Here is a 12719-nt window from a genome sequence, read left to right on the forward strand (position 1 = left end):
AAAGGGGATGTGGCCGGTTGGGGGCCGGCGTTGTGGAGCGGAACTTCAGCTGGCGAAGAAGGCCCGGGGGTCGGCCACGAGAACGCCCTGCTCGGTCAGGCGCTCGATCAGGCCCGACGGAGAGATGTCGTAGACGATGGCCAGCGCCCGCAGGTCGTCGGCGCGGATGGAGAGGACGCGGCCGTTGTAGTCGCCGCGCTGCTGCTGGATGGCGCGGGCATAACGGGCCACGTAGGCGAGGTCTTCGCCGGTGGTGTCGTACAGCTTCTCGAGGTCCAGCACGATCTTGTTGGTCGCCTCGAGGCGGACACCGCTGCCGTCGGGCAGCAGCTCCGAGACGGGCACCCGGTAGAAGTCGGCCAGCTCGGCGAGGCGCGACACGGTGACGGCACGGTCGCCGCGCTCGTACGAGCCCACCACGACGGCCTTCCACCGGCCGTTCGACTTCTCTTCCACACCCTGCAGGGACAGACCCTGCTGCTGTCGGATGGAGCGCAGGCGCGCGCCCAGCGACTTGGCGTACTCAGACGGCATTCGGAACACTCCCACTGTGCTGGCCCGGAGGGGGTTCCCCTCCGCGATCGCTACGCAGCGTGACGGTACGGAGTTTGCGACCCCTGGTCAAGTGTCGGTTACCGATGAGTCGCGCCTACCCGGGGCGAGTTGTCTGTTTCGCCCGTCGTGTTCTGAGGTCAGCCACGTCACCATGGTCATCGCCACGTCCACTGGTAACGTAGCGTCAGCCATAGGGGCGGCCCCTCCCGGGGTTGTTCCGAAGACGTCCTTTAACGACCCGTCCCGTGAGGCGGGGAAGGAGGTCCGCCGTGGCATCGCCACGCGCCGACGCGTCCAGCAAGATCATCTTGAGCGAGTCCGACCTGCACCGGGTCGTCGACCGCATCGCTCATCAGATTCTCGAGAAGACCTCGGGCGCCACCGGCACCGTGCTTCTTGGAATTCCGACCCGCGGAGTGCCGCTGGCCCGCCGGCTGGCCGCCCGCATTCACGCCTTCGAGGGCATCGACGTCCCGGTCGGTTCGCTCGACATCACCCTCTACCGCGACGACCTGCGCCTGCACGCCACCCGCGCGCTCGGCAAGACCGAACTGCCGGGCGGCGGCATCGACGGACGGCGGGTTGTCCTCGTCGACGACGTGCTGTTCTCCGGCCGTACGGTCCGGGCCGCGCTCGACGCCCTGAAGGACGAGGGCCGTCCCAGTTCGGTGCAGCTCGCGGTGCTGGTCGACCGCGGCCACCGGGAACTGCCGATCCGCGCCGACTACGTGGGCAAGAACATTCCGACCTCGCTGTCCGAGAGCGTCCGGGTCTCGCTGACCGAGATCGACGGCCTCGACGAGGTCAAACTGACCGGGGGTGACAAGTGATCAAGCATCTGCGCTCGGCCGCCGACCTCGACGCGGCCACCGCGACCCTGATCCTGGACACCGCGGGCGAGATGGCCGCGCTGGCCGGCCGCGAGGTCAAGAAGCTGCCGACGCTGCGCGGCCGTACGGTGGTCAACCTCTTCTACGAGGACTCGACCCGCACCCGCATCTCGTTCGAGGCGGCGGCCAAGCGGCTCTCGGCCGACGTCATCAACTTCTCGGCCAAGGGTTCCAGCGTGTCCAAGGGCGAGAGCCTCAAGGACACCGCGCTCACCCTGCAGGCGATGGGCGCCGACGCGGTCGTCATCCGGCACCCCGCCTCGGGCGCGCCGCACCGGCTGGCCGCCTGGGTCGACGGGTCGGTGGTCAACGCCGGTGACGGCACCCACGAGCACCCGACGCAGGCGCTGCTCGACGCCTACACGATGCGCTCGCGTCTGGGCCGCCTCGACGGTCTGCGCGTGGCCATCGTGGGTGATGTGCTTCACAGCCGGGTCGCCCGCTCCAACGTTCTGCTGCTCACGACGCTGGGCGCCGAGATCACTCTGGTCGGGCCGCCGACGCTCATCCCGGTGGACATCGCCGCCGCGCTCTCACCGAAGACCAAAGTGTCGTACGACCTGGATAGCGTCCTGCCCGATATGGACGTCGTCATGATGTTGCGGGTGCAGACCGAGCGCATGCAGGACTCGTACTTCCCGTCCGCGCGGGAGTACAGCCGCCGCTACGGTCTCGACCTCGCGCGCATGCGCAAGCTGCCGGAGCACGCGATCGTGATGCACCCCGGCCCGATGAACCGCGGCATGGAGATCACGCCCGAGGTGGCGGACTCGTCGCGCTCCACGATCGTCGAACAGGTCGCCAATGGGGTCAGCGCCCGGATGGCTGTTCTCTATCTGCTGCTTGGGGGCAAGGCATGACCTCTTATCTGCTGCGCGGGGTGTCGCTTCTCGGCGCTGCGCCGACTGACGTGCATATCGTCGACGGGCGCATCTCGGACAGATCATCCGATCCGGAGATCATCGACGCCGCCGGCCTTGTCGCGCTCCCCGGCCTGGTCGACCTGCACACCCACCTGCGCGAACCGGGCCGCGAAGACGCCGAGACGGTCGAGACGGGTTCTCGTTCCGCGGCCCTCGGCGGCTACACGGCGGTCTTCGCGATGGCCAACACCTCCCCGGTCGCCGACACCGCGGGCGTGGTCGAGCAGGTCTGGCGCCTCGGCCGCGAGGCCGGCCTGGTCGACGTGCAGCCGATCGGCGCCGTCACCGTCGGCCTGGCCGGCAAGCAGCTGGCCGAGCTGGGCGCGATGGCGAGCTCCGCGGCCGGCGTGCGGATCTTCTCGGACGACGGCCACTGCGTCGCCGACCCCCGCCTGATGCGGCGCGCCCTGGAATATGTGAAGGCGTTCGACGGCATCATCGCCCAGCACGCCGAGGAGCCCCGGCTCACCGAGGGCGCGCAGATGCACGAGGGCGAGGTCAGCACCCGCCTCGGGCTCACCGGCTGGCCGGCCGTCGCCGAAGAGGCGATCATCGCGCGTGACGTGCTGCTGGCCGAGCACGTGGGCAGCCGCCTGCACGTCTGCCACGTCTCCACGGCCGGTTCGGTCGAGGTGCTGCGCCAGGCCAAGGCCCGCGGGGTGCGGGTGACGGCCGAGGTCACGCCCCACCACCTGCTGCTGACCGACGAGCTCGCCGCCTCCTACGACCCGGTCTACAAGGTCAACCCCCCGTTGCGTACGGCGTCCGATGTCCAGGCCCTGCGCGACGCGCTGGTCGAGGGCGTGATCGACATCGTCGCCACCGACCACGCCCCGCACGCCGTGGAGGACAAGGAGTGCGAATGGGCGTACGCGCGCCCCGGCATGGTCGGGCTCGAAACCGCTCTGCCGGTCGTGCTCTCGGTGTTGGGGGAGCGCTGGGATCTGATCGCCGAGCGCATGTCCCGGACGCCCGCGCGGATCGCGGGTCTGACCGGCCACGGCACCGACCTCAGCGTCGGGAGCCCGGCCAACCTCACGCTGGTGGACCCGTCCGCCCGGCGGGTCGTCGACCCGGCCGAGCTGGCGAGCCGCAGTCGCAACACACCGTACGCGGGCACCACCCTGCCGGGTCGCATCGTCGCGACCTTCCTCCGGGGAGAGCCGACGGTCCTGGACGGGAAGGCTGTTAAGTGACGAAAGCTCAGTTGGTCCTCGAAGATGGACGGATCTTTACCGGAGACGCTTATGGCGCGACCGGCGAGACCTTCGGCGAGGCCGTGTTCACCACCGGCATGACGGGTTATCAGGAGACGCTGACCGACCCGTCGTACCACCGGCAGGTCGTCGTGCAGACCGCGCCGCAGATCGGCAACACCGGCGTCAACGACGAGGACGACGAGTCCTCTCGCATGTGGGTCGCGGGCTACGTCGTACGGGATCCGGCTCGCCGGCCCTCGAACTGGCGCTCGACCGGTGACCTGGGGGAGCGGCTGGCGGCCGAGGGTGTCGTCGGGATCAGCGGGATCGACACCCGGGCGCTGACGCGGCACTTGCGGTCCCGCGGCGCGATGCGGGTCGGCATCTCATCGGTCGACCTCGACCCGCAGTCGCTGCTGGAGCGGGTCAAGGCGTCGCCGCAGATGGTCGGCGCCGACCTGTCGGCCGAGGTGACCACCTCGTCCCGCTATACGGTCGAGGCCGTCGGCGAGCACCGCTACACGGTCGCCGCGCTCGACCTCGGCATCAAGCGCAACGTCTCCCAGCGGCTCGCCGCGCGCGGCGTGACCACGCACGTCTTCCCGGCGTCCTCCTCGATCGAAGAGCTGCTCGCGGTCTCGCCCGACGCGGTCTTCTTCTCGCCCGGCCCCGGCGACCCGGCCACGGCCGACGGCCCGGTCGCGCTCGCCCAAGAGGTCATGCGCCGGCAGAAGCCGCTGTTCGGCATCTGCTTCGGCAGCCAGATCCTGGGCCGCGCGCTCGGCTTCGGCACCTACAAGCTGGGCTACGGCCACCGCGGCATCAACCAGCCGGTGCTCGACAAGACCACCGGCAAGGTCGAGGTGACCAGCCACAACCACGGCTTCGCGGTCGACGCGCCGCTCAACACCGTGATCGACACCGAGTTCGGCGGCGTCGAGGTCTCGCACGTCTGCCTCAACGACAACGTGGTCGAGGGCCTGCGGGGGCTCGAGGTCCCCGCGTTCACCGTCCAGTACCACCCCGAGGCGGCGGCGGGCCCGCACGACGCTGACTACCTCTTCGACCGGTTCGTCGAGCTCGTGGAAAAGAAGGGCTGACACCATGCCGAAGCGTGAAGATCTCAAGCACGTGATGGTGATCGGCTCCGGCCCGATCGTCATCGGCCAGGCCTGCGAGTTCGACTATTCGGGCACCCAGGCCTGCCGGGTGCTGCGGGCCGAGGGCATCCGCGTCTCGCTGGTCAACTCCAACCCGGCCACGATCATGACCGACCCGGAGTTCGCCGACGCCACGTACGTCGAGCCGATCACCCCCGAGTTCGTCGAACTGATCATCGCCAAGGAACGCCCCGACGCGATCCTGCCCACGCTGGGCGGCCAGACCGCGCTCAACACCGCGATCGCGCTGCACGAGAGCGGCGTGCTGGAGAAGTACGGCGTCGAGCTGATCGGCGCCGACGTCGACGCGATCCGCCGCGGCGAGGACCGCCAGCTGTTCAAGGAGATCGTCGCCAAGGCCGGCGGCGAGACCCCGCGCTCGCGCGTCTGCCACTCGATGGACGAGGTGAACGCGACGGTCGCCGAGCTCGGCCTGCCGGTGGTCATCCGGCCCTCGTTCACCATGGGCGGCCTCGGCTCGGGCATGGCCCACACCGACGAGGACCTGAACCGCATCGCGGGCGCCGGCCTGGCCGCCTCCCCGGTGCACGAGGTGCTCATCGAGGAGAGCGTGCTCGGCTGGAAGGAGTACGAGCTCGAGCTGATGCGCGACAAGCACGACAACGTCGTGGTCGTCTGCTCGATCGAGAACGTCGACCCGATGGGCGTGCACACCGGCGACTCGGTGACCGTGGCCCCGGCCATGACCCTGACCGACCGCGAATACCAGAGCCTGCGCGACCTCGGCATCGCCGTGCTGCGCGAGGTCGGCGTCGACACCGGCGGCTGCAACATCCAGTTCGCGATCAACCCGGACAACGGCCGGCTCGTCGTGATCGAGATGAACCCGCGCGTGTCGCGCTCGTCGGCCCTGGCCTCGAAGGCGACCGGGTTCCCGATCGCGAAGATCGCGGCCAAGCTGGCCATCGGCTACACCCTCGACGAGATCCCGAACGACATCACGCTGAAGACGCCGGCCGCGTTCGAGCCCGCCCTCGACTACGTGGTCGTGAAGATCCCGCGGTTCGCGTTCGAGAAGTTCCCCGGCGCCGACCCCGAGCTGACCACCACGATGAAGTCGGTCGGCGAGGCCATGTCGCTGGGCCGCAACTTCGCCGAGGCGCTGAACAAGGCGATGCGCTCGCTGGAGACGTCGGCGGCGGGCTTCTGGACCGCATCGGATAAATCGGACTCGGTGGAAGACGCGCTGGCCGCTCTGCGGGTCCCGCACGACGGCCGCCTCTACACCGTCGAGCGCGCGCTGCGGCTGGGCGCCACGGTCGAGCAGGTGCACGAGGCCAGCGGCCGCATCGACCCCTGGTTCCTCGACGAGATCAAGGCGCTGGTCGATCTCCGCGCGGAGATCATCGACGCCCCCGTGCTCGACGGGGAGCTGCTGCGCCGGGCCAAGCGCTCGGGCGTCTCCGACAAGCAGCTCGCCGCCCTGCGCCCCGAGCTGGCGGGCGAGGACGGCGTGCGGACCCTGCGGCACCGGCTCGGCATCCGCCCGGTCTACAAGACCGTGGACACCTGCGCCGCCGAGTTCGAGGCGGACACCCCGTACCACTATTCGACCTACGACGAGGAGACCGAGGTCGCGCCGTCGGACCGGCCCAAGGTGCTCATCCTCGGCTCGGGTCCGAACCGCATCGGCCAGGGCATCGAGTTCGACTACTCCTGCGTGCACGCCGTGATGGCGCTGCGCGGGGTCAACTTCGAGACCGTCATGGTCAACTGCAACCCCGAGACGGTCTCGACCGACTACGACACGGCCGACCGGCTCTACTTCGAGCCGCTGACGTTCGAGGACGTGTACGAGGTCTTCCACTCCGAGGACAGCAGCGGCAAGGCGGCCGGCGGCCCGGGCGTCGTCGGGGTGATCGTGCAGCTCGGCGGTCAGACCCCGCTCGGCCTGGCCAACCGGCTCAAGGCGGCGGGCGTCCCGATCGTCGGCACCTCGCCCGAGTCGATCGACCTGGCCGAGGACCGCGGCCTGTTCGGCGCGGTGCTGGGCCGGGCCGGCCTGCGCTCGCCCGACCACGGCACCGCGACCAGCTTCGACGAGGCCAAGGCGATCGCCGACACGATCGGCTACCCGGTTCTGGTCCGCCCGTCGTACGTGCTGGGCGGCCGCGGCATGGAGATCGTCTACGACGAGGCGACGCTGAAGGGCTACATCGAGCGGGCCACCGAGATCTCACCGGATCACCCGGTGCTGGTCGACCGGTTCCTCGACGACGCGATCGAGATCGACGTGGACGCGCTCTGCGACGAGACCGGCGAGGTCTACCTGGGCGGCGTGATGGAGCACATCGAGGAGGCCGGCATCCACTCCGGCGACTCGTCCTGCTCGCTGCCGCCGATCACCCTGGCCGGCTCGCACCTGGCCGAGGTGCGCCGCTACACCGAGGCGATCGCCCGCGGGGTCGGGGTGCGCGGCCTGCTCAACGTGCAGTACGCCCTGAAGGACGACACGCTGTACGTCCTCGAGGCCAACCCGCGCGCGTCGCGGACCGTCCCGTTCGTCTCCAAGGCGACCGCGGTCCCCCTCGCGAAGGCGGCCGCCCGCATCATGCTCGGCGCGACCATCGCCGAGCTGCGGGCCGAGGGCCTGCTGCTGCCCGAGGGCGACGGCGGCACGGTGCCCGACACCGCCCCGATCGCGATCAAGGAGGCGGTGCTGCCGTTCAAGCGGTTCCGCACCCCGGCCGGTCAGGGCGTGGACAGCCTGCTCGGCCCCGAGATGAAGTCGACCGGCGAGGTGATGGGCATCGACGCCGGCTTCGGGCAGGCGTTCGCCAAGTCGCAGGCCGCCGCCTACGGGTCGCTCCCGACCAAGGGCAAGATCTTCGTCTCGGTCGCCAACCGCGACAAGCGGGCCATGGTCTTCCCGATCAAGCGGCTGGCCGACCTCGGCTTCACGATCGTCACCACCGCCGGCACCGGCGAGGTGCTGCGCCGCTACGGCGTGGTCTGCGAGATCGTGCCCAAGCACTACGAGAGCCCCGGCAAGAACGCGGTCGAGCTCATCCTGGCCGGTGAGATCGCGATGATCATCAACACGCCGTCCGGCGCGCACGCCCGCAACGACGGCTACGAGATCCGCAGCGCGGCCGTCACCGCCGACATCCCGAGCATCACCACGGTGCCGGGCGCGGCGGCCGCGGTGATGGGCATCGAGGCGCTGATGCGCGGCGACATGACCGTGCGTCCGCTGCAGGAGCTGCACGCCGTCCTGCGGGGCACGAAGTGACCTTGTTCGAGTCCGCCGTCCGCCCGGTCCTGTTCCGGGTGGGCGGCGGCGACGCCGAGAAGGCGCACGAGTTCACGCTCGGGCGCCTGGCCGGGCTGCCCGCCCCGGTCCGCTCGCTGATGCGGGCCCGCTACGCGACCGACCGCCCGGTCGAGGCGTTCGGTGTGCGGTTCCCCAACCCGGTCGGCCTGGCCGCCGGGATGGACAAGAACGGCGTCGCCCTGCCGGCGTGGCCCGCCCTCGGGTTCGGTTTCGTCGAGGTCGGCACGGTCACCGCGCACGCGCAGCCCGGCAACGACAAGCCGCGCCTGTTCCGCCTGCGCGACAGCGAGGCGATCATCAACCGGATGGGCTTCAACAACGCCGGGGCGGCCGCGCTGGCCGAGCGGTTGCGAGCGCTGGGCCCCATCGGGGTCCCGCTGGGTGTGTCGCTCGGCAAGTCCAAGGTCACCCCGCTGGGTGAGGCCGTCGAGGACTACCTGACCTCGTACCGCCTGCTGCACCCGTACGCGGACTACATCGCGGTCAACGTCTCGTCGCCCAACACGCCCGGGCTGCGGACGCTGCAGGACAAGGACGCGGTCGCGGATCTGCTGGGCGCGTTGCGCGGCGAGACCCCCGTACTGGTGAAAATCGCCCCCGATCTCACCGAGCCGGCCATCGCCGAACTGCTCGAGGTCTGCCTCAGCCACGGCGCGGCCGGCGTGATCGCGACCAACACCACGCTGGCCCGCGAGGGTCTGGCCGCCGCCGATCAGCCGCGTGCGACCGAGGCGGGCGGGCTCTCCGGGGCGCCGCTCACCGAGAAGGCCCGCAAAGTCGTCCACTTCGTGCACACCGAGACCGACGGCAAGCTGCCGATCATCGGGGTCGGCGGGATCATGTGCACCGACGACGCCACCCGGCTGTTCGACGCGGGCGCCACGCTGGTCCAGCTCTACAGCGGTTTCATCTATCACGGGCCTTCCCTCGTACGAGGGGTGGCGCGTTCCCGGTGAGCGACCTGCTCGCTCTCGACCGGGCGCACGTCTGGCACCCGTACGGGCCGATGCCCGGGCGCAGCGAGCCTTACCTGGTCGAGAGCGCGCAGGGCGTACGGCTCCGGCTGCAGGACGGCCGCGAGGTCGTCGACGGCATGTCGTCGTGGTGGGCGGCCATCCACGGCTACCGCCACCCGGTGCTCGACGCCGCCTTGATCGAGCAGTCGCAGCGGATGAGCCACGTGATGTTCGGCGGGCTCACCCATGAACCCGCGATCCGCCTCGCCACCACCCTGGTCGAGCTCGCCCCCGACGGACTCGAGCACGTCTTCCTCTGCGACTCCGGCTCGGTCGGGGTCGAGGTGGCGATCAAGATGGCGTTGCAGGCCCAGCTCGCCCTCGGGCGGCCCGGCCGGCGCCGGCTCGCGACGTGGCGCGGCGGCTACCACGGCGACACGTTCCACCCGATGAGCGTCTGCGACCCGGTCGGCGGCATGCACTCGCTGTGGACCGGGGTGCTGCCGGCGCAGATCTTCGCGCCGCCGCCCCCGGCTTCGTTCGATGCGGATTACGCGGCGACGCTTGTCGAGACGGTGGAGAGGCACGCCGACGAGATCGCCGCTGTGATCGTCGAGCCGGTCGTGCAGGGCGCCGGGGGTATGCGGTTCCACGATCCCTCGTACTTGCGCGTCCTGCGCGATGTGACGGCCGCGCACGGCATCTTCCTGATCTTCGATGAGATCGCGACGGGGTTCGGGCGCACCGGATCGTTCTTCGCGGCCGACCTGGCCGGGGTGGCGCCCGACATCATGTGCGTCGGCAAGGCGCTCACGGGCGGCTATCTGACGCTGGCCGCCACCCTGTGCACGTCCGAGGTCGCCGAGGCGATCTCGGCGGGAGAGGGCGGCGGGCTCGCGCACGGCCCGACCTTCATGGGCAACCCGCTGGCCTGCGCGGTGGCCAACGCTTCGCTGGGCCTCCTGCGGTCGGGCGATTGGGCTTCCCGCGTACGGGTGATCGAAAGCGGACTTCGAGCGGGGCTGGAGCCGCTGCGGGGCACCCCGGGCGTCGCCGACGTGCGCGTCCTGGGCGCGATCGGGGTCGTCCAGCTCGACCATCCCGTCGACATGGGCGCGGCGACGGCAGCGGCCGTCGAGGCGGGCGTATGGCTGCGCCCGTTCCGCGACCTGATCTACGCGATGCCCCCCTTTGTGACCGGGCCCGAAGACGTCGCCCTGATCACCTCGGGGATCGCCGCCGCGGTGGCGGCAACCTGACTGACCACTTGACCGACTTTCACGAAAGAGGGAGCCGCATGGAGACCTTCGGCAAGCGCCTCGCGGAGGCCATGGACAAGCGGGGCCGGCTCTGTGTCGGGATCGATCCGCACGCCGCCCTGCTGACCAGGTGGGGCCTCTCCGACGACATCGCCGGCCTGGAACGCTTCGCCCGTACGGTGGTCGAGGCCCTGGCCGATCGGGTGGCGGTGCTGAAGCCACAGTCCGCGTTTTTTGAGAGATTTGGGTCACGTGGCATCGGAATTCTTGAGTCAACTATCCGACAGTCCCGCGAGGCCGGTGCGCTCGTCCTTCTCGACGTGAAGCGCGGCGACATCGGCTCGACGATGGCCGCGTACGCGAGCGCCTACCTCGATCCGGCCAGTTCTCTGTGTGCTGACGCGATTACTGTGAGTCCCTACCTCGGAGTCGGCTCGTTGCAGCCGGCATTCGACGTCGCGGCCGCCAACGGCGGAGGCGTCTTCGTTCTGGGCCTGACGTCCAATCCGGAGGGACCCTCCGTCCAGCATGCTGTCGCATCGGACAAAAGGACCGTGGCACAGACTGTGATCGACGAGATTTCCCAGCTCAATGTGGGTGCGGAGCCTCTCGGGAGCGTCGGGCTCGTAATCGGAGCGACGATCGGCGATACCGGCCACGATCTGTCCCGAGTGAACGGTCCGCTGCTCGCTCCGGGGCTCGGCGCGCAGGGCGCGACCCCCTCCGACCTGCGGTCCGTCTTCGGCGAAAGCCTGCGCAACGTGCTGCCGTCGTACTCACGGGAAGTTCTCGCCGCGGGACCTTCAGTGGTCGAGTTGCGGGCCGCCGCAGAGCGCGCCGCGGCCGACTGTGAGACCGCTCTCGGGTGAAACGCGCCTGCTTATCAGGCAGTAGGACAGGCGGATCGGGGGTACCCCCACGTTGCCGAAAGCGCCGTTGACCGCTAGTTTTCCCGGCGCCGGGAACCACATGCCCCTTTGGTTCCCTGGCACACCACGTTTCACAGAAGCGGCGGCTTTTTACCGCCGCCGCGATAGGGACCTGAGGAGAACTGGTGCCGCTCCCGTCACTGAGCCCCGAGCAGCGCGCTGCCGCGCTGGAGAAGGCCGCGGAAGTACGCAAGGCTCGGGCTGAGCTGAAGGAACAGCTCAAGTCCGGCAAGACCACCCTCGCCGCTGTGCTTGACCGCGCGGAGGAGGACGAGGTCGTCGGCAAGCTGAAGGTCTCGGCCGTGCTTCAGGCGCTGCCGGGCATCGGCAAGATCCGCGCGACCCAGATCATGGAGAAGCTCAAGATCGCTGACAGCCGCCGGCTGCGCGGTCTCGGCGACCAGCAGCGCAAGGCCCTCCTGGGGGAGTTCGCTGCGAACTGACTCATGGGCTCGTGTTGAATGAGCCTGTGAGCATGGATGACGACGCGCGCCCGGCAGCCCGCCTCACCGTCCTGTCCGGCCCCTCCGGGGTCGGCAAGGACAGCGTGATCGAGCTGATCCGGGCGCGCTCGCCTTGGATCAAGCTGTCCGTTTCCGTGACGACCCGGAAGATGCGCGACTACGAGACCGAGGGCGAGCACTACTACTTCGTGAGCCGGCAGGACTTCCAGCGACTGATCGACGGCGGTCAGCTGCTCGAATGGGCCGAGTTCGCCGGGAACCTCTACGGCACGCCCCGCGCCCAGGTCGAGGGCTGGATCAGCCAGGGCCAGCCGGTCCTGCTGAAGATCGACCTGCAGGGCGCGCGGCAGGTGCGGGCCTCGATGCCCGACGCCCAGCTCGTCTTCCTGGCCCCACCCAGCGTCGAAGAACTGAAGCGCCGGCTCATCGGACGAGGCACCGACGACGAGGAAACCATCCGCCGCCGGCTGGCCCACGCAGACGAGGAGTTGGCGGCCGAGAAGGAGTTCGACCGCACCGTCGTCAACGACTTCGTCGAGCGGGCGGCCGATGAACTGGTAGGATTGCTCGGTTCGTCATTTCTGACGCCCGCGCAAGCCCCAGAACACTAAGGATTTGAGAGACTGTGGGAACCATCGCGAACCCCGAAGGAATCACCAACCCGCCGATCGACGAGCTGCTCGACAAGACCTCGTCGAAGTACTCGCTGGTGATCTTCGCGGCTAAGCGCGCCCGCCAGGTCAACGCCTACTACAGCCAGCTCGGCGAGGGCCTCCTCGAGTACGTCGGGCCGCTGGTCGAGACGACGCCGCAGGAGAAGCCGCTGTCGATCGCCATGCGCGAGATCAACGCTGGCCTCCTTACGGCTGAGGCTACCGACAATCCCTGATTCTCCGGGGTTCTCCCATTGATCCCGCGTTCCCGTCTAACGGGCGCGGGATCTTTGCGTTTGTGGGGTCGGCGGCTTGCTTGCGCTTGGACGGTTGGGGGCCGGGGTGACCCCTCACGGCGGTAACCCATCTATTGCCATGAGGGGTCACCCCGGCCCCCAACCTTGCATGGGATCAAGTGACGGCCAGGACTTTGTCG

Annotated in this window: 12 protein-coding genes; 11 read left to right on the top strand and 1 reads right to left on the bottom strand. The window is 69.6% G+C overall.

Annotation, left to right across the window (positions count from 1 at the left end; translation table 11 throughout):
- Positions 1 to 45: 45 nt before the first annotated feature.
- Positions 46 to 534 carry a transcriptional regulator BldD gene (gene bldD, locus JIG36_RS50360; RefSeq protein WP_020517563.1) on the bottom strand — a complete coding sequence of 163 codons (489 nt, stop codon included), beginning with the start codon at positions 532 to 534 and terminating at the stop codon, positions 46 to 48.
- 290 nt (positions 535 to 824) lie between these two features.
- Here bldD and pyrR point away from each other — a divergent pair, with 290 nt between their 5' ends.
- The 11 genes from pyrR (at position 825) to rpoZ (ending at position 12519) form a co-directional block, all read left to right on the top strand.
- Positions 825 to 1385 carry a bifunctional pyr operon transcriptional regulator/uracil phosphoribosyltransferase PyrR gene (gene pyrR / locus JIG36_RS50365; RefSeq protein ID WP_203384074.1) on the top strand — a complete coding sequence of 187 codons (561 nt, stop codon included), beginning with the start codon at positions 825 to 827 and terminating at the stop codon, positions 1383 to 1385.
- Entirely contained in the window at positions 1382 to 2305 is a 924-nt protein-coding gene (locus JIG36_RS50370) for an aspartate carbamoyltransferase catalytic subunit (protein ID WP_203384075.1), read from the top strand. The genes pyrR and JIG36_RS50370 overlap by 4 nt, the downstream gene beginning before the upstream one ends.
- Positions 2302 to 3564, top strand: coding sequence for a dihydroorotase (locus tag JIG36_RS50375; RefSeq protein ID WP_203384076.1), 1263 nt, complete (start codon positions 2302 to 2304; stop codon positions 3562 to 3564). The genes JIG36_RS50370 and JIG36_RS50375 overlap by 4 nt, the downstream gene beginning before the upstream one ends.
- Complete coding sequence (carA, locus tag JIG36_RS50380; protein ID WP_203384077.1) at positions 3561 to 4667, top strand: glutamine-hydrolyzing carbamoyl-phosphate synthase small subunit; 1107 nt, start codon at positions 3561 to 3563, stop codon at positions 4665 to 4667. Before JIG36_RS50375 ends, carA begins: the two co-directional genes overlap by 4 nt.
- 4 nt (positions 4668 to 4671) lie before the next feature.
- Positions 4672 to 7980: a carbamoyl-phosphate synthase large subunit gene (gene carB, locus JIG36_RS50385; RefSeq protein WP_203384078.1), complete on the top strand. Its 3309-nt coding sequence runs from the start codon at positions 4672 to 4674 to the stop codon at positions 7978 to 7980.
- On the top strand, positions 7977 to 8978 hold the full coding sequence (locus tag JIG36_RS50390) for a quinone-dependent dihydroorotate dehydrogenase (protein ID WP_203384079.1): 1002 nt from the start codon (positions 7977 to 7979) through the stop codon (positions 8976 to 8978). Before carB ends, JIG36_RS50390 begins: the two co-directional genes overlap by 4 nt.
- The gene (locus JIG36_RS50395) at positions 8975 to 10237 is read left to right on the top strand and encodes an adenosylmethionine--8-amino-7-oxononanoate transaminase (RefSeq protein ID WP_203384080.1); all 1263 of its coding nucleotides are present in this window, start codon (positions 8975 to 8977) and stop codon (positions 10235 to 10237) included. Before JIG36_RS50390 ends, JIG36_RS50395 begins: the two co-directional genes overlap by 4 nt.
- A 38-nt stretch (positions 10238 to 10275) precedes the next feature.
- Positions 10276 to 11106, top strand: coding sequence for an orotidine-5'-phosphate decarboxylase (gene pyrF / locus JIG36_RS50400; protein ID WP_203384081.1), 831 nt, complete (start codon positions 10276 to 10278; stop codon positions 11104 to 11106).
- 185 nt (positions 11107 to 11291) lie between these two features.
- On the top strand, positions 11292 to 11609 hold the full coding sequence (gene mihF, locus JIG36_RS50405) for an integration host factor, actinobacterial type (RefSeq protein WP_020517554.1): 318 nt from the start codon (positions 11292 to 11294) through the stop codon (positions 11607 to 11609).
- 32 nt (positions 11610 to 11641) lie between these two features.
- Positions 11642 to 12241 (top strand): guanylate kinase, encoded by a 600-nt coding sequence (gmk, locus tag JIG36_RS50410; protein ID WP_203384082.1) that lies wholly within the window; start codon positions 11642 to 11644, stop codon positions 12239 to 12241.
- 14 nt (positions 12242 to 12255) lie between these two features.
- Positions 12256 to 12519, top strand: a complete 264-nt coding sequence (gene rpoZ, locus JIG36_RS50415) for a DNA-directed RNA polymerase subunit omega (RefSeq protein ID WP_015623990.1) — start codon at positions 12256 to 12258, stop codon at positions 12517 to 12519.
- The last annotated feature ends 200 nt before the right edge of the window (positions 12520 to 12719 follow it).

This window comes from Paractinoplanes ovalisporus (assembly GCF_016834655.1).
GTDB classification, from domain to species: domain Bacteria; phylum Actinomycetota; class Actinomycetes; order Mycobacteriales; family Micromonosporaceae; genus Actinoplanes; species Actinoplanes ovalisporus.